At 64.3% G+C, this 19,276-nt stretch carries 17 protein-coding genes; 8 read left to right on the forward strand and 9 right to left on the reverse strand.

Annotated features, from left to right (window positions below):
• Positions 1-36: 36 nt before the first annotated feature.
• From BUQ73_RS04200 to BUQ73_RS04235, 8 genes are all read right to left on the reverse strand, one after another.
• Positions 37-1,152, reverse strand: coding sequence for a succinylglutamate desuccinylase/aspartoacylase family protein (locus BUQ73_RS04200; protein ID WP_079226797.1), 1,116 nt, complete (start codon positions 1,150-1,152; stop codon positions 37-39).
• A gap of 96 nt (positions 1,153-1,248) precedes the next feature.
• Positions 1,249-2,907, reverse strand: a complete 1,659-nt coding sequence (locus tag BUQ73_RS04205) for an ATP-dependent DNA ligase (RefSeq protein ID WP_079226798.1) — start codon at positions 2,905-2,907, stop codon at positions 1,249-1,251.
• Positions 2,904-3,920 (reverse strand): ligase-associated DNA damage response exonuclease, encoded by a 1,017-nt coding sequence (locus BUQ73_RS04210; RefSeq protein WP_079226799.1) that lies wholly within the window; start codon positions 3,918-3,920, stop codon positions 2,904-2,906. The genes BUQ73_RS04205 and BUQ73_RS04210 overlap by 4 nt, the downstream gene beginning before the upstream one ends.
• 466 nt (positions 3,921-4,386) lie before the next feature.
• Entirely contained in the window at positions 4,387-6,828 is a 2,442-nt protein-coding gene (locus BUQ73_RS04215) for a penicillin acylase family protein (RefSeq protein ID WP_079226800.1), read from the reverse strand.
• 324 nt (positions 6,829-7,152) lie between these two features.
• Entirely contained in the window at positions 7,153-7,356 is a 204-nt protein-coding gene (locus BUQ73_RS04220; protein ID WP_060486211.1) for an SEC-C metal-binding domain-containing protein, read from the reverse strand.
• Positions 7,357-7,363: 7 nt separating this feature from the next.
• Positions 7,364-7,840 (reverse strand): LEA type 2 family protein, encoded by a 477-nt coding sequence (locus BUQ73_RS04225; protein WP_079226801.1) that lies wholly within the window; start codon positions 7,838-7,840, stop codon positions 7,364-7,366.
• Between the two features lie 2 nt (positions 7,841-7,842).
• Positions 7,843-8,319: a YchJ family protein gene (locus tag BUQ73_RS04230; protein WP_079226802.1), complete on the reverse strand. Its 477-nt coding sequence runs from the start codon at positions 8,317-8,319 to the stop codon at positions 7,843-7,845.
• Between the two features lie 2 nt (positions 8,320-8,321).
• Positions 8,322-8,816, reverse strand: coding sequence for a DUF6231 family protein (locus BUQ73_RS04235; RefSeq protein ID WP_060486212.1), 495 nt, complete (start codon positions 8,814-8,816; stop codon positions 8,322-8,324).
• Between the two features lie 159 nt (positions 8,817-8,975).
• Between BUQ73_RS04235 and BUQ73_RS04240 the strand changes: the two genes are divergently transcribed.
• From BUQ73_RS04240 to BUQ73_RS04255, 4 genes are all read left to right on the forward strand, one after another.
• Positions 8,976-9,665, forward strand: a complete 690-nt coding sequence (locus tag BUQ73_RS04240) for an OmpA family protein (RefSeq protein WP_079226803.1) — start codon at positions 8,976-8,978, stop codon at positions 9,663-9,665.
• Positions 9,666-9,753: 88 nt separating this feature from the next.
• A complete protein-coding gene (locus BUQ73_RS04245) occupies positions 9,754-10,467 on the forward strand; it encodes an OmpA family protein (RefSeq protein WP_079226804.1) in 714 nt (237 codons plus the stop codon).
• A 101-nt stretch (positions 10,468-10,568) separates the two neighbouring features.
• The gene (locus tag BUQ73_RS04250; RefSeq protein ID WP_079226805.1) at positions 10,569-10,844 is read left to right on the forward strand and encodes a DUF1145 domain-containing protein; all 276 of its coding nucleotides are present in this window, start codon (positions 10,569-10,571) and stop codon (positions 10,842-10,844) included.
• Positions 10,837-11,595 (forward strand): collagen-like triple helix repeat-containing protein, encoded by a 759-nt coding sequence (locus BUQ73_RS04255; protein ID WP_079226806.1) that lies wholly within the window; start codon positions 10,837-10,839, stop codon positions 11,593-11,595. The genes BUQ73_RS04250 and BUQ73_RS04255 overlap by 8 nt, the downstream gene beginning before the upstream one ends.
• A gap of 274 nt (positions 11,596-11,869) precedes the next feature.
• Here the strand turns inward: BUQ73_RS04255 and BUQ73_RS04260 are convergent, their stop codons facing one another.
• Positions 11,870-12,334: a CopD family protein gene (locus BUQ73_RS04260; RefSeq protein WP_027918941.1), complete on the reverse strand. Its 465-nt coding sequence runs from the start codon at positions 12,332-12,334 to the stop codon at positions 11,870-11,872.
• Between the two features lie 98 nt (positions 12,335-12,432).
• Here BUQ73_RS04260 and dinG point away from each other — a divergent pair, with 98 nt between their 5' ends.
• The 4 genes from dinG to BUQ73_RS04280 all read left to right on the forward strand — a co-directional run bounded on the left by dinG (position 12,433) and on the right by BUQ73_RS04280 (position 19,262).
• On the forward strand, positions 12,433-14,577 hold the full coding sequence (gene dinG, locus BUQ73_RS04265) for an ATP-dependent DNA helicase DinG (RefSeq protein WP_079226807.1): 2,145 nt from the start codon (positions 12,433-12,435) through the stop codon (positions 14,575-14,577).
• Positions 14,578-14,658: 81 nt separating this feature from the next.
• Positions 14,659-16,896: a beta-galactosidase gene (locus BUQ73_RS04270; protein WP_079226808.1), complete on the forward strand. Its 2,238-nt coding sequence runs from the start codon at positions 14,659-14,661 to the stop codon at positions 16,894-16,896.
• Positions 16,897-17,039: 143 nt separating this feature from the next.
• The gene (locus BUQ73_RS04275; RefSeq protein WP_079226809.1) at positions 17,040-18,185 is read left to right on the forward strand and encodes a serine hydrolase domain-containing protein; all 1,146 of its coding nucleotides are present in this window, start codon (positions 17,040-17,042) and stop codon (positions 18,183-18,185) included.
• A 99-nt stretch (positions 18,186-18,284) separates the two neighbouring features.
• Positions 18,285-19,262 (forward strand): OmpA family protein, encoded by a 978-nt coding sequence (locus tag BUQ73_RS04280; protein WP_079226810.1) that lies wholly within the window; start codon positions 18,285-18,287, stop codon positions 19,260-19,262.
• Positions 19,263-19,276 lie beyond the last annotated feature (14 nt).

Genomic DNA, 19,276 nt, shown 5'->3' on the forward strand with positions numbered 1-19,276 from the left:
TACAGACCACTTGCCGCATGCATTGGTTTTAACCGATCAGTTGGCCAGCAGGTATCCGCTGCGGCATACCTGTTCACCCGCGACATGGGCAATGACCATGCCCGCCGTGGCCATGCGCCGTACGCTGCGTGCATACAGCAGGCCGGGTTGGCTGTTGCGTATGGCGGTCACCCGGTCACTCAGCGGGTCGATGATTTCGGCGATCAGTTGCCCGGCTTCCAGGTGCTGGCCGGGGCGGGCGTGATACACCAGCAGCCCGCCAAGGGGCGCGGCCACGGGTTCGACGGCGGCCAGTGGTGTGGCCGGGCGTGGTAGCGCCGGCAGTGGGGCCGCAGTGCCTTCGATGACACTTGCGTGGGTCAGGTAGTCGAGAATCGCCTGGCAGTCCTGGCTAGCCAGGTCATGGTTCACATCGGCCTGGCCACGCAGTTCGACGGTCACCGCGATGCTGCCCAGCGGAATCGGGTAACGCTTGCCGAAGCGTTGCTGCAGTTGCCACCAGACCAGGCTGAAGCATTCGTCGAACGATTGCCCGCCGGAGTCGGTGGCCAAGAGGCTGGCCTGGGCCCCCAGGTAGCGGGCCAGTGGCTCGACTTGTGGCCAGGCTTCCGGGGTGGTGTAAAGATGTTCGACAGCCTCGAAGTCACAGTGCAGGTCCAGCACCAGGTCGGCATCGCAGGCCAGCCGTTGCAAGGTCAGGCGCTGGGACTGCAACGGCGTGTGCGCTGGGTGAGCATCCAGGCCGCGACGCAGGTATTCGCGGATCAATGCCACGTTGTGGGCCGGGTCCTGGGTCAGGTGGCCTTCGATCTGGTCGCCGATGCTGTCGGACAGGTCGACGAAGTTACGGTTGAAATTCTCGCCGCTCTGCAGTTCGAAACGCCCCAGGGGCGCGTCCAGCATCACCTGCTCCAGGCCGACAGGGTTGGCCACCGGTACCAGAATGATCTCGCGCAGCAGGCGACCCTGCTGTTCCAGCTCAGCCAGGCGGCGCTTGAGGTGCCAGGCCACCAGCATGCCGGGCAGTTCATCGGCATGCAGCGAGGCCTGGATATACACCTTGGCGCCACCACGTGGGCCGTAGTGGAAGCTGTGCAATTGGCGGGTAATGCCCGGTACGGGCGAGAGCAGGTCGTGAGTCGAATGGTGCATGGTAGTCCTGGCTGCGTGGCGAAAACGGTCTGCGACGGGTCGGCAGAAAGATAGAAGCATAATTTCCGTTGTCGCGCCTCACCGCGTTGCCTTCTTTCAGACCAGCAATGCCTGCAGGCTTGCCAGGTCATCGGCTTCATCGACCGGCTTGTCCAGGCGCCAGCGCAACATCCGCGGAAATCTGACGGCGATGCCGCTCTTGTGGCGTTTGGACAGCGCAATGCCCTCGAAGCCCAGCTCGAACACCAGGGTGGGGGTGACGCTACGCACTGGCCCGAAAGTTTCCACCGTGGTCTTGCGGATGATTGCATCCACCTTGCGCATCTCTTCGTCGCTTAGCCCCGAATAGGCTTTGGCGAAGGGCACCAGTGCACGGTCGGGCGTGCCGGACGGCGCGTTCCACACGGCGAAGGTGTAGTCGCTGTAGAGGCTGGCACGGCGGCCGTGGCCGCGTTGGGCATAAATCAGCACCGCATCGACGCTGAACGGGTCGATCTTCCACTTCCACCACAGGCCCATGTCCTTGGTCCGGCCCACACCGTACAGGGCATCGCGCTGCTTGAGCATCAGCCCCTCCACGCCCAGGTTGCGCGACTGTTCGCGTTGGCGGGCGAGGTCGCTCCAGTTCTGGCCACCGAGCAGCGGTGAAAGGAGCAGCGGGGCCAAGGGGTACTCGGCCACTACACACTCCAGCTGCTTTCGCCGTTCATGTTGCGGGCGGTTGCGCCAGTCCTCGCCTTGCCATTCCAGCAAGTCATAGGCTTGCAGCACCACCGGGGCGTCAGCCAGGAGCTTCTTGCCCAGGGTCTTGCGGCCGATGCGTTGCTGCAGTACGGCGAACGGCTGAACTGCCGGTACGCTGGAATCAATGCCTGGCTTCCAAACCAGGATTTCGCCGTCGAGCACGGTGCAGTCCGGCAGGCTCTCGGCCAAAGCGTGCAATTCGGGAAAGCGCTCGGTGACCAGTTCCTCGCCGCGCGACCAAATCCACAGCTGGCCATCGCGCTTGACGACTTGGGCGCGGATGCCATCCCACTTCCATTCGATCTGCCAGGCAGCGGGCAGGCCGAGCAAGGCTTCGAATTGCTCTGGTGGGGCCTGGAGGGCGTGAGCCAGGAAGAATGGATAAGGCTGGCCACCGCGCTGGCTATGTTCATCAGCGGACTCTTCGGCGATCAACTTGTGGTAACTGGCGGCCGTAGGGCGATGGCCGATATCGGTATAGCCGACCAGTCGCTGGGCCACGCGTTTGGCATCCAGCCCGGCCAGTTGTGCCAGGGCGCGGGTGACCAGTAGCTTGGACACGCCGACGCGAAAGCTGCCGGTGATCAGCTTCAGGCACACCATCAGGCTGGGGCGGTCCAGTTTTGCCCACAAGGGGAGCAGGCGTTGCCGGGCTTCGTCAGCAGGCAGGTCGCGCAAGGGCAGCAACCGGGTTTCGACCCAGTATGCCAGGCCATGGTCGCTGGCCTGGCAGTCTTCTGGTAGCAGTAGCGAGATGGTCTCGGCCAGGTCGCCCACGGACTGGTAGCTCTCTTCGAACAACCATTCGGGTAGCCCCGCCATTGCCGTGGCCAGTTCGCGCAGCATGCGGGTTGGTACCAGCTGGCGCGGGCGCCCGCCAGCGAGGAAATACACGGCCCAGGCTGCATCCTCGGCGGGCGCTGCAGCAAAGTAGTCGCGCAGGGCCTCGAGCTTGGCATTGCTGGAAGTGGTGGCATCCAGGCGCAGGTACAGATCGGCGAAGGCTTTCATGCCTCAGGCTCCGTGACCGTGGTGTCATCCTCTTCGCCGTATTCGGTGACGAAGGCGCGGGCATCCAGGCCTTGTTCGTTGAGGTAGCGCACCAGCACATTCACCGAGCCGTGGGTAACCATGACCCGTTCTGCTTCTGTCTGGCTGATGGCCCACAGCAGCCCCGGCCAGTCGGCGTGGTCGGACAACACGAAGCCACGATCCACACCGCGCCGTCGGCGGGTACCGCGCAACAACATCCAGCCGCTGGCAAAAGCGTCGCTGTACTCGCCGAAACGGCGCATCCAGCTGCTACCTGCGGCAGACGGCGGCGCCAGAATCAACGCCCGACGCATCAGCGGGTCGTTGCGCGGGACATCACCGGCATAGCGGGTGGCCGGCAGCTGCACGCCAGCTTCGCGGTAGACCCGGTTCAGCGGCTCGACAGCGCCATGCACGAGGATCGGCCCGATGTGCGGGTCCAGCCCATGAAGAATTCGCTGAGCCTTGCCGAAGGCATAACAGAACAGCACGCTGGCCTTGCCTTGCTCACAGTTGCTCCGCCACCAGGCATTGATCCCGGCAAAGATGTTCGCCTGGCTGGGCCAGCGGTAGATGGGCAGGCCGAACGTGGACTCGGTGATGAAGGTATGGCAGCGCACCGGTTCGAAGGCGGCGCAGGTGCCATCCGGCTCGACTTTGTAGTCACCTGAAGCCACCCAGACTTCGCCCTGATACTCGAGACGGACCTGTGCCGACCCCAGGACATGGCCGGCCGGGAGCAGGCTGAGTTTGATGCCGTGATGCTGGATATGCTCGCCGTAAGGCAGGGTCTGCAGGTCGATGTCCTGGCCCAGGCGGCTGCGCAGGATGCCTGCGCCAGGGGCCGCGGTCAGGTAATGGCGGTTGCCGCTGCGGGCATGGTCCCCATGACCGTGGGTGATCACGGCCCGATCGACCGGGCGCCAGGGGTCTATGTAGAAGTCGCCGGGCGGGCAGTAAAGGCCTTCGGGGCGGGCGATGACAAGGTCCATGGCTTCTGTGCGCTGGTTTGGGGTTACCAGTTAGGAACCGTGGCCGTGGGTGGAAGTTCGGATGGAGTTGGGGCTGGCGGGTGCTTGACATGAATAGGTGTCAGGGCTACCTGGTGCTCGCCACTATAGCTGCAGCGCGTGTGAGATCGAGCGCCGCCCGCGCGGCGCATCGCGGATAAATCCGCTCCTACATCTGTTTCGGGCCAGTCACTCCTGTGAAACCAATAGGGACCGCCTTGTTGGCATGGCGATGTATCTCGGCGAGCGCTGATGCAGCTCCGCCTGTCTTGAACCATGCACCAAGGTGGACAGTGGAGACCTCACAGGAGTAAATGGCCCAAAACAGATGTAGGAGCGGATTTATCCGCGATGCGCCGCGCGGGCGGCGCTCGATCTCACACGCGCTACAGCTATAGTGGCGAGCACCTGGCAGCCTTGACCCTCCGGCCGATCTTTCCACCCGCCCTCACTTGCCCGGAACCAACGTCAACCGCTGACTGCCATAGGCCCGCCCGAAGTTCTGCGGCTGCAACGGCAGGCTCATGAACCGCCCCTTGAACCAGGCATCCAGCCCGTCGCTGTAATGCGAACTGGCCGGGTTGCCTGACTGGCCGTTGCTGGTCAGTACCTGCAACGGCTCGGCCTGGCCGAAGTCGACGATCATCCGCGCCGAGGCCGGCAGGCGAGTGTCGAAGTCGCTACCCCAGGCATAAGGGGTCAGCGCCATTGTGGTGAAGTCGCCACCGGCGGCCAGCGGCGAACGGCTCAGCACATCGCCCAGGCCGTGGTAGGCAGGGGCCGGCCAGCGGTACTGGTGCAGCTTGCCCCACTGCCAGGCGCGGCGGTCGCTGCCCAGTTGCGCGGTGCCGGCATCCACGGCGGCGGCCAGGCTGCGGGCGAGGATGGCGGGTTTGTCTTCTTTTTGCGGGGTGTTGCGATCGTCCCAGAACGGGCTGTCGTCGCGGCCCAGCAAGTGGTCGGCCTGTGCCGAGTATGACAGGCGGGCATTGCTGACGAACGCCTGCCAGGCAGGGCTCGATTCCGGGCCGAGGTCGTCGAGGAAGGTCTGCCGGGCCACTTCCTGGAGGAACAGCTCGTACAGCGCGGCATCCGCCGAAACCGGGCTCAGGCGGCCATCAAAGGCCTTCAACCGGGCAAGGGCGTCGCGCGCCTTGTCGCGCTGGGCCGCGGGCAGGGCATTGATCGCCTGCTTGAGCGGCTGGGCCATGCCAGGGGCGTCGAACATCTGCTTCAGCTTGTCAGCCAGCAGCGTCACCTGGTCGTTCTGCAAGGCCATCAGGCTGCGGCTGTCGTGGCGGCCGTTGCCGGCCAGCTGGCCCAGGCGCTCGGCGCGTTCAGGGTAGTACCAGGTGCTGGACAGCTGCATGCCATAGCCCCGCGGCAGGCTGCGCTGGTTGGCGTGGGCGATCCAGCCGGCCGGTGGGTCCTGGTCATAGGGGTGCAGCATCGGGTCGGCGTAGCCGTCCCAGTCATAGCGACCGTCCCAGCCAGGCGATGGCAACAGGCCCTGGCCTTCGCGGCGGTTCGGGTAGCGGCCGCTGACTTGCCAGCCAATATGTTCGGGCTCGGCGAAAACGAAATTGAGCGCGGCTGTTGCGACTTCACGGGTGCTGTCGAAGGCGCGCTCTATGTTCTGTGCGCGGGTCAGGTCGAACAGCGCATCGAGGCTACGGTCGCCTTTGAGCTGTGGCAGGCTCAGCGCCAGGCCCAGGCTGGCGTTCCCTGCCTGGGGGAGCAAGGTGCCGTGGCGGGTGTCGTACATCACCTCGCGCTGTGGGCGCTGGCCGCGAACAAAGAAGGTTTCGCTGCGGGCTCGGGCTGGCAGCCACTTGCCGTCGGCCAGGTAGGTCACCTGGCTGCCCGCATGGCGCAGTTGCTCCAGGTACAGGTCCTGGTTGTCGGCCATCACCGCGCTGCTGCTCCAGGCCAGCTTGCCGTTGTATCCGGCCAGCACGATGGGCAGGCCCGGCAGAGACAGGCCGGCAACCTGGTACTTGCCCGTGTGGATCTGCACCGGGCTCAAGGCCCAGGCCGCGCGGCTGTCGCTGGCCAACAGGCTCTTGCCGCTGCGGCTGCGTTGCGGGCCCAGCGCCAGGTTGGCCGAACCGGGGCTGCCGAGCAGGTCGAGGTCGGCGAGTTTCTGGCTGGCCGCCGCCAACGCTGGCAAGCCTGGCAGCTGGCTGTTGAGGTTCAGGCCCTTGAGTTTTTCCACCTCGGCGTGAGCCAAGGGCTCGTCTGGTGCGCCGGGCAGCAGCCAGGGCAGTTTGTCGTTGCCGACTTTCTGCGCCAGGGTCAGGGCACTGAGCTCTTCCTGCAGGTTCACCGACTGGCTGAAGGCGTACAGGCTGAAGATCAGTGCCGAATCTTCAGGCTTCCAGTATTCCGGGCGATAACCACTGCTGGCCAGGTTGGCCGGCAGCTTGTCGCGGTAACGGAACAGGTAGGCGTTGACCCCACGGGCATACACCTCGAAGAAGCGCTTCAGGCGTGGCGAAGCGTCGGCGTACTGCTGGGCAGCGCTTTGCTTGAGGTTGGCGGCGCGCATCAGCCGGTCGATATCCAGCGCTTCGCTGCCGGCCAGCTCCGCCAGGCGGCCCTGGGCGAGCAGGCGCATGGCGAGCATCTGCTCGATGCGATCACCAGCATGCACATAGCCGAGGGTAAACAGGGCGTCATGGAAACTGCTGCTTTCGATCAGCGGCGCGCCCATGGCGTTGCGCCGGACCGAGACATTCTGCGCCAGGCCCTTGAGCGGCTGCACGCCGGTGCTCGGTGGCACGCTGTCCTGATAGCCACCCATCTGGCAACCGGCGAGCCCGAGCATGCCGAGCAACGTGGCAGCGGCCGTTAACCGCGGGCGGAAGGGAGGAAGGACGGGGGCGGCCATGACAAGGGCTCCTGCAAGGCGTGGCGGGTGTTGTGAGAGGCGCTAAAGGTAGCATGTCGAAAGGGTTTCGGCGCCTGTGAGAACGAGCGCCGCCCGCGCGGCGCATCGCGGATGAATCCGCTCCTACATTTGTTGCAACGTGCCGAGCCTGTTACGCCATGGTCGCCTGCCTTGGCGCATGGCTTGAGCCCTACAAACAAGGCTGACAACCATGGCCTCACAGGCATGGCCACGTTGCAACAAATGTAGGAGCGGATTCATCCGCGATGCGCCGCGCGGGCGGCGCTCGATCTCAAAGGCACTAGAAGTCTTGAGGCTTGAAAATCAAGCGCCGTGGCACTTCTTGAACTTTTTCTGGCTGCCGCACGGGCACGGGTCGTTGCGGCCAACGTCCTTCAGGGCGTTACGCACCGGCTCCTGATGGCCGTGGTTGCAGTGCGGGCCGTGTACATGGCCGTGGTCGTGATCATGCTGATGATCGTGACCGTGGTTGCAGTCAGGGCCATGAACATGGGGTTGCTGGGTCATTGCAGGGTTACTCCGGTATGAGATCGCCGGGGATTATCTCACCACTGCGCGACAAGTGCAGGTCCTGATGGATGATCAGCCCGGTCTCCAGCTCGCCTTGCAGGCGATAATGCAGCGGCTTGCCGCTCTTGAGCAGCTTGGCCAGTGGCTTCAAGTGCTGCCACAGGTTGGTCCGCGCCGTGATCTTGAACGTGCGCCGCGCATGCCCGCCGACACTGCGCCAGAGGCTGACATCATCCTGCGCCAGCAGCAGGTCGTCGAGCCACACCGAATAGCTCAGGTTGCGAATGAAAAGGCGGCTGTCGTTGGGGTTGTCGACGCGCAGATGCAGGACGAACTCTTGTTGCAGCAACCGCGCCTTCACCGTTTCGACCTTGTCCAGGTGCAGCTCCGGCTCGCGCGAGTCATCATCGCCCCAGCTCGCACAGCCAGCCAGCAGAGCCAGCAAGGCGCTGAGCAGGAGCAGGCGGCTGGCGGCGATCATGCTCAGTTACCGACGTAGCTGGCGCAGCACTTCTTGAACTTCTGCCCGCTGGCGCAGGGGCAGGGGTCGTTGCGGCCGGCCTTGAGCGCGACGGTGGGGTCGATGAAGTACCAGCGTCGCTCATGCTGCACAAAAGCAGAACGCTCGCGGTGCTGATGGTCGCCCTCCTGGTCATGCCAGCGCGCAGTGAACGTCACGAAAGCATGTTCGGGCTGCCCGCCGAGCACTTCGGCGCTTTCCACCTCCAGGCCCAGCCAGGTGCTCTGGGCGCTCCACGCCGCCATGGCGGTGCGGTCCAACCCGGCCTGCTGGGCAGGCAGGGTCGTGGCGACCAGATAGTCGACCAGCCCCAAGACGTAGGCGCTGTAGCGCGAGCGCATCAGCGTCTGGGCGTCGGGCGCCGGGGTGCCGGCATGGTAATGCCCGCAGCAGGCGTCGAGCAGATTGCCGCTGCCACATGGGCAAACCGAGACACTCATCATCACCACCAGTACTTGCCGAAGTTTTCAGGGTTGGCCCAGAACTTGGCGTTGAGCCAGTCCGGGACCTGCTTGTAATCATGTAGATCATAGGTGAACAAGCTCAACACCTGCTCATCGCGGCGGAATTTCTCACTGGCCGACAGCGCCAGGGAGAAGAAATCGGTGTCTTGCCAGCCACAGGCGGGCAGGTCGGCCAGCACTGCAACCCGGCTTGCGTTGAGGTTGCGGATACCGCCCAGCAGCTGCAGGCCGGTACGCTTGGGCAAGTGTTCCAGGCAGTCCACCAGCACCGCCAGGTCAAAGCGCTGGGCCGCCAGCGCCGCCGGCAATGGCCCCGGTGCGCAAGTTTCGATGGTCACCTGCGGGTGAGCCTGGGCAAAGGCGTCCAGGGCCGGGAAGCGGGTGCCCACCAACAGCAGGCGTTGTGGGGTGAAGCGCTCTAGCAGGGCGGCCAGGGCTTGTTGCGGAGTGCGCTGGGAAAAACCTTCGGTCATTGCCAATCCTCGTTCAAGTCGTCCAAGACTAGCGGGCTGCTGTCCGCCGGCATAGAGGCAAGTGGCCGCGTCGTGGCTTATTGCTGGCAGGGATGGATTGCGCGGTCTTTACTCCCAGAGATCGGTCTTATGCCGATTCCCCTAGGAGAAGCTACGAAAATGAGCATAGTACGCACAGCGTTACCCCTGGTACTGCTCACCAGTGTGTTGACTGGTTGTGCAGGTTTGCAAAAAACCGACTGGCCGAAGTGTGCTGCCGTCGGGGGCGTCGCCGGTGCCGGCCTGGGTGCCATCGAGAGTTCCAGCTGGGCTGGCTGGGGCGCGCTGCTCGGTGGTGGCCTGGCGGCGGGCTATTGCTGGGCCCACGGCGATGGCGACGAAGACGGTGATGGCGTGCCGGACAGCCGCGACAAGTGCCCAGGCACGCCGCACGGCGTGAAGGTCGATGCCAATGGCTGCCCACCGCCACCTCCTGTCGTCGAGGAAGTGGTGGTGCAGAAAGAGGAAGTGATCGTTATTCGTGATGTGCACTTCGAATTCAACTCATCGCGCCTGACTGCGGCTGATAAAGAGCGCCTGAACACGGTTGCCACCCGCCTGAAGCAGGAAGCACCGAGCGCCCGTCTGACCGTGACCGGCCATACCGATAGCGTGGGCTCCAACAAGTACAACCAGAAACTGTCCGAGCACCGTGCCCATGCGGTAACCGATTACCTGATCGAAAGCGGTGTGCCTCGCGCCAGCTTCGTTTCGGTGGTGGGTGCAGGCGAAACCCAGCCAGTGGCGGACAACGCCACAGCCGATGGGCGTGCCATGAACCGTCGCACCGAGATCAAGATTCAGCGTTGACGCCCTGGCGCCCGCGCCTTGAGAAGTGGCGCGGGCGCGTCTTTAATCCTGTTAGCCGGTCGCGGCCGATGACACAGGAGCATTCATCATGAGTGTAATGTCGAAGGCGGCGTTGCCGTTGCTGATGGTTACCAGCCTGCTTGCAGGCTGCGCCACCCACAGTGATGGCAGTGCGCCCCTCAATCAAAGGACTTGGCCCATCTGCAGCCTGCTCGGCGGTGCGGTCGGTGGTGGCCTTGGCGCCATAGAGAGCTCGAGTTGGGCGGCCGGCGCCGGCGCCCTGGGCGCGATCGCCGGTGGCCTGATCTGCTACGCCCAGGATGGCGACGAAGATGGTGACGGCGTGTTCGACCGTCGCGACCGCTGCCCCGATACCCCGGCCAATACAGCGGTTGACCACATGGGCTGCCCGCTGCCGCAGTACCCGCCGTCCCAGCCCGCACCCGAGCCCAAACCCGAGGTGATCACCCTGGACGATCAGGGTCAGGTAATGTTTGCCTTCAATTCCGCCGACCTCACCCCGGGTAGCGAGGAGCGCCTGAAGAGCCTGCTGCCGCGCCTCAACGAGTTGGGAGTTACGCGCGTCAAAGTGGTTGGCCATACCGACAATGTCGGCTCCGACAGCTACAACCAGGCACTGTCCGAACGCCGTGCTGCCAGCGTTGCCGAGTACCTGATCGGTCAAGGCCTGGCGCCGCAGAAGGTGACCAGCGAAGGCCGTGGCGCCCGTGAGCCGATCGCCGACAACACTACCGATGAAGGGCGTGCGCACAACCGACGGGTGGACTTGCACCTCAACTGACTGCGCTGGCGTGTGCCCTGGCATGCAGGTAGTGTTGGCTGCGCGGCTCGCTGGCTCGGGCCGCGTTGGCATAACAATAAATAGACAGATAGGGGCGGGGTATGAAGTTCATCCTGGGCCTGGGCAAGGTCCTGACCGTGGCGTTCTGGGGCGTGGTGCTGTTCAATCTGATGATGCCGCAGCCGTTGCCGTTGAATTTGCTGATAAATGCGTTGGGCATTCTTGTGCTGAGCCTGCACTTTCTTGAGGTGCTTTTTTTCAATGGCAGCCTGCGAGGCCGTAGCCATCGTTGGTTCGACCGGTTGCAGATCCTGCTGACCGGTATCTTTCATGTCATGTCCATTCCCCGTCCGCAGGAGGCGCCTCGCCATGCGTAAATTGATGTTGCTGGCGGCATTGGCCGCGCCCATGGCCCAGGCGCAGAGCCTGGAAGTCGCCTCCCATTCCATGCTGCGCCTGCCGAACAAATCGGCCAGCGTGCACCTGGAGCAATTGCGCGTGGCGGATTCGGCGACTTTGCTGTTGCCAGCCACGTTGACCGAGCTGAAAGTCGATCATCTGCAACTGGGTCGCGATGCGCGGATTGCCATTGCACCCGCCGAAGCACCGCTGCTTATCGATGTACGCAGTGCTGTGCTGGGCCAGGGCAGCGAGTTCAGCGCCCCGGGGGCGCCTGGCACCTATGAACGGGCTGCCCGCGCTGGGCGTAGCCTGGAGTTGAAACTCGCCGAGGTCGATGCCGAGCGCCTGGCCATCGATGCCCGTGGCGGCGCCGGAGCGCCGGGCTACATTGGCCTTGATGGCGCCAATGGCCAGGCGGGAGGTTGTGCCTGGGGGCAGGCAAGCGGAGGGGCGAATGGTGATGATGGCGGCAACGGGCATGACGGTGCGCCTGGCGGGCGGATTCGCCTGAGCCTGCCGCAGGGCTTCTCGCAGGAGCGCATCGTGGTGCGCCTGGACGGTGGTGCGCCGGGCAAGGCCGGGGCTGCCGGCAAGGCGGGTAAAGGCGGGGCGAGCAAGGGCTGCCTGGTCTATCGCACCGACGCCGGGGCCAATGGCCGACCGGGGCAGGAGGGCCGGCCTGGGTTGGCAGGCGCCGAGGGTGAACTGATCCTGCAGCGTCTCTGAAGGGCATGCCTTTGGATCTGTGGTGCCTGTGAGATCGCGCGCCGCCCGCGCGGCGCATCGCGGATAAATCCGCTCCTACATTTGTTGCAACGTGCCACGCCTGTAAGGCCATGGTTGTCAGCCGGTTAACACGGCTCAAGTCATGCGCCAAGGCTGGCAACCATGGCATAACAGGTTCGGCACGTTGCAACAAATGTAGGAGCGGATTCATCCGCGATGCGCCGCGTGGGCGGCGCGCGATCTCACAGGCACCGAAAATGCTGCGTAGAACCCCTCACATCAACAGCCGTGAACTGGCCACCGCAACCACCGCCAGGCCCAGCAGCAGGTTGATGCCCACCATCCGCCGAATGCGTCCGAGTACCGCGGCGCCCGCCGGCCAGTCCTCGGCCTGCACCGCTGCCTTGAGCTCCGGCAGCAGCAATGCCTGGATGCGCATGAACAGTGCGAACATGGCAATCCCGCCGCCAATCATCACGTGCACATACTTGGGGGCGGTCTCGAAGCCGCTGAAGCGCATGTGCAACATGCCGATACCACTTATCGCCAGAATCGCCACGGCCAGCCAGACCCAGACGAAGAAGCGTCGGAAAACTTCCACCCACAGGCGCAGGCGGGCAGGCCCTTCAAGGGCTGCAACCGTTGCCGGGCGCAGCACCAGCCAGGCGAAGAACATGCCGCCGACCCACACCAGGGCGGCAAGGACATGCAGTGTATAAGGCAGGGCAAAGGCAACCATCCGGATCTCCATGCGGCATAAAGGGCAATAGCGGGGTATGATAGCCGCCCCATGCGAAACACTGAAAATATATCCAGCCCTCCGGGCGCCTGCAGACCATGATCAGCAACGAACTCAAAGCCACCATCCAGGGCGCCTACACGCGTTTTCTCGAAGCCAAGAGCCTCAAACCGCGGTATGGCCAGCGCCTGATGATCGCCGAAGTGGCCAAGGTGCTCGGCGACATCGCCTGTGACGACGAAGGCCGCCGCGCCGGCGAGCCCGCCGTGGTCGCGGTGGAAGCGGGTACCGGTACCGGCAAGACGGTCGCCTACGCGCTGGCCGCGATCCCGGCCGCCAAGGCCGCTGGCAAGCGCCTGGTGATCGCCACCGCGACCGTGGCCTTGCAGGAGCAGATCGTCATCAAGGACCTGCCGGACCTGATGCGCAACAGCGGCCTGAACTTCAGCTTCGCCCTGGCCAAGGGGCGCGGCCGTTATCTGTGCCTGTCCAAGCTCGATATCCTGCTGCAGGAGGGCCACGCGCAGTCGGCCACTGCCCAGTTGTTCGAAGAAGAAGGCTTCCATATCGAAGTCGACGAGCGCAGCCAGAAGCTGTTCAACAGCATGATCGAAAAGCTCGCCGGCAACCGTTGGGACGGCGACCGCGACAACTGGTCGGAGGCCATCGAGGACCAGGACTGGGCTCGCCTGACCACTGACCACAGCCAGTGTACCGGCCGCCACTGCCCGAATTTCCAGCAGTGTGTGTTCTACAAGGCCCGCGAAGGCATGGGCAAGGTCGATGTAATCGTTACCAACCACGACATGGTCCTGGCCGATCTGGCGCTGGGCGGTGGCGCGGTGCTGCCCGACCCGCGCGACACCCTGTACGTGTTCGACGAAGGCCACCACTTGCCAGACAAGGCCATCGGCCATTTCGCCCATTATTCGCGTCTGCGCTCCACCGCCGACTGGCTGGAGCAGACCGCCAAGAACCTCACCAAGCTGCTGGCCCAGCACCCGTTGCCGGGCGACCTGGGCAAGTACATCGAACAGGTACCGGAGCTGGCGCGGGAAGTGCGCACCCAGCAGCAGTTCATGTTCACCCTGTGCGAGCAGGTCGCCGACTTCCGCCCGAGCGAAGACACCGAAGGCCGCGAGCGCCCGCGCTATCGTTTCGAGGGCGGTGTGGTGCCGGAGCAGATCCGCGAAGTCGGCATCGAATTGAAAAAGGGCTTCTCCCGCCTCAATGACCTGTTCACGCGCCTGGCCGACCTGCTCAAGGAAGGCATGGACGGTGAAGTCAACATCGGCATCGCCAGCCACCAGGCCGAGGAGTGGTACCCACTGTTCGGCAGCCTGGTCACTCGTGCCCAGGGCAACTGGGAGCTATGGACCGCGTTCACTGCCGAAGACCCGGAAGACAGCCCGCCCATGGCGCGTTGGCTGACGCTGGCCGAAAGCGGCGCGCTGTTCGACATCGAGGTCAATGCCAGCCCGATTCTTGCCGCTGAAATGCTGCGGCGCAGCCTCTGGAGTGTCGCCCATGGCGCTCTGGTGACCTCGGCCACACTGACCGCGCTGGGCAAGTTCGACCGCTTCCGCATGCGCTCGGGGTTGCCCCGCGATGCCGTTACCTGCGTGGTGCCCAGCCCGTTCGTGCACGGCGATGCCGGCCTGTTGCGAGTCCCCGACCTCAAGGCCGATCCGCGCGACGCAGCGGCACACACTGCAGCGATCATCCGCGAGCTGCCGGGCATCGTCGAAGATGCCCGTGGCGCGCTGGTGCTGTTCTCCTCGCGCAAGCAAATGCAGGAAGTGTTCGATGGCCTGGACCGCGACTGGCGCAAACTGGTGCTGATCCAGGGCAACCTGTCCAAGCAGGAAACCCTGAACAAGCACAAGGCACGAGTCGACGATGGCCAGCACAGCGTGCTGTTCGGCCTGGCCAGCTTCGCCGAGGGTGTCGACCTGCCGGGGGCCTATTGTGAACATGTGGTCATCGCCAAGATCCCCTTCGCGGTGCCAGACGACCCGGTCGAAGCGGCCCTGGCCGAGTGGATCGAAGCCCGTGGTGGCAACCCGTTCATGGAGATTGCCGTACCCGACGCCTCGCTGCGCCTGATCCAGGCCTGCGGCCGCCTGCTGCGTACCGAGCAGGATCGCGGCGTCATTACCTTGCTGGATCGGCGTCTGGTCACGCAGCGCTACGGCAAGGCTATTCTCAATGCGCTGCCGCCTTTCCGGCGGGAGATTTCCTGACGGCCGGAGCACGATGCGCCGGCCCGTTGTCCATTACTCAGTCGCGGGCTCATGAGGGCCTGGAAGGAGAGCCCCAGCCCTATGATCCGCCGCACCTTGCCCGTGGTACTTACCCTGTTGTTCAGCACGCCTTTGCTGGCCGGGCAGCAAACGCTGTTCAGCTTCGTCCGCCCGGCCTCGGTGGTCAATGTGGCGACCGAAGGCACCGGCATGCCGCAGTACAACGCGGAGCAGACGGCCGAAGGCGAGGTGCTCAGGCGGGTGGTGTTCAATCCGGTCGAACGGCCGACCTTGCGCCTGGGCCCGCAGAGCGGCGTGTGGGACTGGTCGGCTGGGCAGTTCCTTACCTTGCGTATGCAAAGCGCCCAGGACTGGGCTTTGACTGTCGACGTCAGCGTGCTCGGCAGCGATGGGCGCACGCTGACCAGCCGTATCGACCTGCCCGCCGGGCCTGCGCAAACCGTCATGGTGCCGCTCAAGGCCAGTTCGCCGCTGAGCCAGGGCATGCGTGCCGGGCCGCCAATGCCATGGGCATACGAAGGGCAGCGGTTGCTGTTTGCCAGCAGTGCCGGTGAGGTCGACCTCAAGCAGGTGGTGTCTGTCAGCCTGACCATACCCAACCCGAAGGTGGCGCAAAACCTGTTGATCGAGAAGGTCGGCATCCAGGACGACGACCTGGCCTACCAGGCGGCCTACCACGAGTTGATCGATGCCTACGGCCAGTCGACCCGAGGGCATTGGCCCGAGAAGATCGCCAGTGACGACCAGCTCAAAGCCGCCGACAGTCGTGAACAGCAGCAACTCAAAAGCTGGCTGGCTGAACTTCAGAAACAGCCACTGGACAGCTACGGCGGCTTGCTGGCTGGGCCGGCGTTCGAAGCCAAGGGCTTTTTCCGCACGCAGAAGCGCGATGGTCGCTGGTACCTCGTTACGCCGGAGGGGCACCCGTTCTACTCGCTGGGCGTCAATGCCGTGGCCGCCGATGGTGGGCGTACCTACGTTGCCGGTCGCGAGAGCATGTTCAAGGCGTTGCCTGGTGACGGTGATGTGCTGTCGGCCTTCTATGGTGAAGGCAACAACGACGATGGCAACGCCTCGTCGCATGGGCGCAGTTTCAAGCAGGGCCGTTGGTTCGACTTCTATGCCGCGAACATGCAGCGCACTTACGGCAAGCCTTGCCCGCCTGCCGTGGAAGGGCAGGCCGCCCCCGAGTGCCCGTCGCTGGCGCTGGATGCCGAGCGTTGGCAGGGGCACACCCTGGACCGGCTGCAGGCCTGGGGCTTCAATACCCTGGGCAACTGGAGCGACCCGGCCCTCGGCCAGGCCAAACGCATGCCCTATACCTTGCCGCTGTCGATTGTCGGTGACTATGCCAGCATCAGCACCGGCATGGACTGGTGGGGCCGTATGCCAGACCCGTTCGACCCACGGTTTGCCATGGCCACTGAACGCGCCGTGGCCATTGCCACGCGCGATCACCGTGACGACCCCTGGCTGATCGGTTATTTCGCCGACAATGAACTGGCCTGGGCTGCGCCCGGCAATGACCCCAAGGCGCGCTATGGTCTGGCTTACGGCACCTTGCGGCTGACTACCGACGTGCCGGCCAAGCGCGCCTTCCTCAAGCAGCTGCGCGACAAGTACCGCAACCAGGAGGGGCTGTCCAAGGCCTGGGGCATCGACCTGCAAGCCTGGGAGCTGATGGAGGACCCAGGCTTCGAGGCGCCGCTGCCGAATCCCGAGCACCCGGAGATCGAGCGTGATTACCAGTATTTCCAGCAGGTATTCGCCGAGACCTACTTCAAGACCATTGCCGATGCACTGAATTGGCATGCGCCCAACCACCTGTTGCTGGGCGGTCGCTATGCCGTGAGCACGCCGGAAGCGGTCAAGGCCTGCGCCGAGTTCTGCGATGTGTTGAGTTTCAATTTCTATACCCTCAAACCCGAAGATGGCTATGACTTTGCCCGCCTGGCCGAACTCGACAAGCCAGTGCTGGTGTCCGAGTTCCAGTTTGGCTCCCGCGACCGTGGGCCGTTCTGGCCAGGGCCGGTGGAAGTGGCAAGGGAAGAGGACCGCGGGCCGGCCTACGGCAACTTCCTCAAGGCCGCCCTGGCACAGCCGATGATCGTTGGCGCGCATTGGTTCCAGTACCTCGACCAACCGGCCAGCGGGCGCTTGCTCGATGGCGAGAACGGCCACCTGGGCCTGGTGGCGATCACCGATGTGGCGTACCCGGGGTTTGTCGAGGCCGTGCGCAAGAGCAACCTGCAGGCCGTTGGTCAGTTGCGCGGCGAACTGGAGAAAAAGGCCCCCTGAACGTCTATTGGGGCGCTCTGCGCCCCTGGTACCGATGACACCTTTGTTTCGTCGCAGACCATCCAGCCCTGCCCAGTAGGCAAAACCGCCAACTACTGAAACAATGCACGCCTTTGTCAGCATGGTCGTACGGAGAACAGCGGGTGCAGATCCAGGGTCACTATGAGCTGAAGTTCGAAGCAGTACGCGAAGCGTTCGCGGCATTGTTCGAGGATCCCCAGGAGCGTGGCGCGGCGCTGTGCATCCAGGTCGGCGGCGAGACGGTAGTCGACCTGTGGGCGGGCAGCGCCGACAAGGACGGCCAGCAGGCCTGGCACAGCGATACCATCGCCAACCTGTTCTCCTGCACCAAGACTTTCACTGCCGTGACGGCGTTGCAGCTGGTGGGTGAGGGCAAGCTTGCCCTGGATGCCCCGGTGGCGCGCTACTGGCCGGAGTTCGCCCAGGCCGGCAAGCAGAACATTACCCTGCGTCAGTTGCTCAGCCACCGCGCCGGCCTGCCGGCCATCCGCGAGCTGCTGCCGGCTGAAGCCCTGTATGACTGGCAGGCCATGGTCGACGCCCTGGCGGCCGAAACGCCCTGGTGGACACCAGGCACCGAGCACGGTTATGCCGCCATCACCTACGGCTGGCTGATCGGTGAACTGATCCGCCGCGTCGATGGCCGTGGCCCGGGTGAGTCAATCGTCGCCCGTACTGCCTGGCCGCTGGGCCTGGACTTCCATGTCGGCCTGGCCGATGAAGAGTTCCACCGCGTGGCGCATATTGCCCGTGGCAAGGGCAACGCAGGTGATGCCGCGGCCCAGCGCCTGTTGCAGGTGACCATGCGTGAGCCCGAGGCGCTGTCGACCCGCGCGTTTACCAATCCGCCGGCCATCCTGACCAGCACCAACAAGCCTGAATGGCGGCGCATGCAGCAGCCGGCGGCCAATGGCCATGGCAATGCGCGCAGCCTGGCCGGCTTCTATGCCGGCCTGCTCGACGGCAGCCTGCTTGAATCCGAACTGCTTGATGAGCTGACCCGCGAACACAGCCTTGGCCAGGACCGTACTTTGTTGACCCAGACCCGTTTCGGCCTGGGTTGCATGCTCGACCAGCCCGATGTGGCCAATGCCACCTTCGGCCTCGGCGCCCGTGCCTTTGGCCATCCAGGTGCAGGCGGTTCGGTCGGTTTCGCCGACCCGGAGCACGACGTGGCCTTCGGTTTCGTGGTCAATACCCTCGGCCCTTACGTGCTCATGGATCCAAGAGCCCAGCAGCTGGTACGCGTGCTTGGCACTTGCCTTTGATCGGGTAAAGCGGGTATTACGCAACCCCTTTGACTATCCTCAATGCCAACGCCTGAAGTGCGTTGGCAAAATATCTATCAATTTCATGGTGTATCGCTGATGTCTTCACATAAAACCTTAGCTCTCGCCCTGTGCCTGGCCGCCATGACCGGTTGCGCCAGCCATTCCCAGGATGCCTCCAAGGATGGCGGCAGCAGCTGGTGGCCGTTCGGTTCGGACAAGGTTGCCGACAAGGAAGTGAAAGCGGCGGTAACCGAAAAGGTCGCCAAGGCCGATGCCAAGTCCGAGAGCGCCAGCCACTGGTGGTGGCCGTTTGGCGGTGATGACCAGCAGGCCAAAGGGCCGGTAGTACCGAAGATCGACGAAAAAGCCACCCAGGCCTGGTTGGACCAATACGAGCCGAAGCTGCGTGAAGCGGTCAAGGACAGCAAGCTGGAGCTGGAGCGCCGTGACAACGTGCTGGTGGTGACCATCCCGGTCGACAGTTCGTACAACCCGGATCGCCCGAACATGCTGCTGCCGATGACCCTGGGCCCGATCACCCGCGTGGCCAAGGCTGTCGAAGGTGACTCGAAGACTGCCGTGCTGGTGCTCGGCCATGCCGACACCAGCGGTGTGGCTGCTGCCAACCAGAAGTTGAGCCTGGAGCGCGCCGCCTCGGTATCGGCGATCTTCCGTCTGAGCGGCCTGCAACGTGACCGTCTGTCGCTCAAGGGCATGGGCTCGGAAATGCCGCGCGCCGCCAACGACAGCCCCGAAGGCCGTGCCCTTAACCGTCGTGTGGAAATGCTGCTGACGCCGCAGAACACCATGCTTGCTCTGCTGGCCAAGTACCAACAGGCGGCTCCAGTGGCCACCCCGGCGTCGATGGTCGCTGTGCAGGACGCCAAGGCGCCGGCGGCCAAGCCCGTAGAAGCCAAGAAACCGGCTGCCAAGCCAGCTGCGAAGAAAGCCGCTGCCAAACCTGCGGCGAAGACCACCGCCAAGAAAAAAGCCGCGCCAGCCAAGCCTGCCGCCAAGAAAGCCGCTACCACCGACAAGAAAGTAGCCGCCAACAGCCCTGCGAAGACCAACTGATCGTCAAGGATACG

The organism is Pseudomonas putida, assembly GCF_002025705.1.
GTDB lineage: Bacteria > Pseudomonadota > Gammaproteobacteria > Pseudomonadales > Pseudomonadaceae > Aquipseudomonas > Aquipseudomonas putida_J.

Coding starts and splice junctions, on each gene's coding strand:
- BUQ73_RS04200 (WP_079226797.1), bottom strand. CDS start 1,152: ATGCACCATTCGACTCACGACCTGCTCTCGCCCGTACCGGGCATTACC.
- BUQ73_RS04205 (WP_079226798.1), bottom strand. CDS start 2,907: ATGAAAGCCTTCGCCGATCTGTACCTGCGCCTGGATGCCACCACTTCC.
- BUQ73_RS04210 (WP_079226799.1), bottom strand. CDS start 3,920: ATGGACCTTGTCATCGCCCGCCCCGAAGGCCTTTACTGCCCGCCCGGC.
- BUQ73_RS04215 (WP_079226800.1), bottom strand. CDS start 6,828: ATGGCCGCCCCCGTCCTTCCTCCCTTCCGCCCGCGGTTAACGGCCGCT.
- BUQ73_RS04220 (WP_060486211.1), bottom strand. CDS start 7,356: ATGACCCAGCAACCCCATGTTCATGGCCCTGACTGCAACCACGGTCAC.
- BUQ73_RS04225 (WP_079226801.1), bottom strand. CDS start 7,840: ATGATCGCCGCCAGCCGCCTGCTCCTGCTCAGCGCCTTGCTGGCTCTG.
- BUQ73_RS04230 (WP_079226802.1), bottom strand. CDS start 8,319: ATGAGTGTCTCGGTTTGCCCATGTGGCAGCGGCAATCTGCTCGACGCC.
- BUQ73_RS04235 (WP_060486212.1), bottom strand. CDS start 8,816: ATGACCGAAGGTTTTTCCCAGCGCACTCCGCAACAAGCCCTGGCCGCC.
- BUQ73_RS04240 (WP_079226803.1), top strand. CDS start 8,976: ATGAGCATAGTACGCACAGCGTTACCCCTGGTACTGCTCACCAGTGTG.
- BUQ73_RS04245 (WP_079226804.1), top strand. CDS start 9,754: ATGAGTGTAATGTCGAAGGCGGCGTTGCCGTTGCTGATGGTTACCAGC.
- BUQ73_RS04250 (WP_079226805.1), top strand. CDS start 10,569: ATGAAGTTCATCCTGGGCCTGGGCAAGGTCCTGACCGTGGCGTTCTGG.
- BUQ73_RS04255 (WP_079226806.1), top strand. CDS start 10,837: ATGCGTAAATTGATGTTGCTGGCGGCATTGGCCGCGCCCATGGCCCAG.
- BUQ73_RS04260 (WP_027918941.1), bottom strand. CDS start 12,334: ATGGTTGCCTTTGCCCTGCCTTATACACTGCATGTCCTTGCCGCCCTG.
- dinG (WP_079226807.1), top strand. CDS start 12,433: ATGATCAGCAACGAACTCAAAGCCACCATCCAGGGCGCCTACACGCGT.
- BUQ73_RS04270 (WP_079226808.1), top strand. CDS start 14,659: ATGATCCGCCGCACCTTGCCCGTGGTACTTACCCTGTTGTTCAGCACG.
- BUQ73_RS04280 (WP_079226810.1), top strand. CDS start 18,285: ATGTCTTCACATAAAACCTTAGCTCTCGCCCTGTGCCTGGCCGCCATG.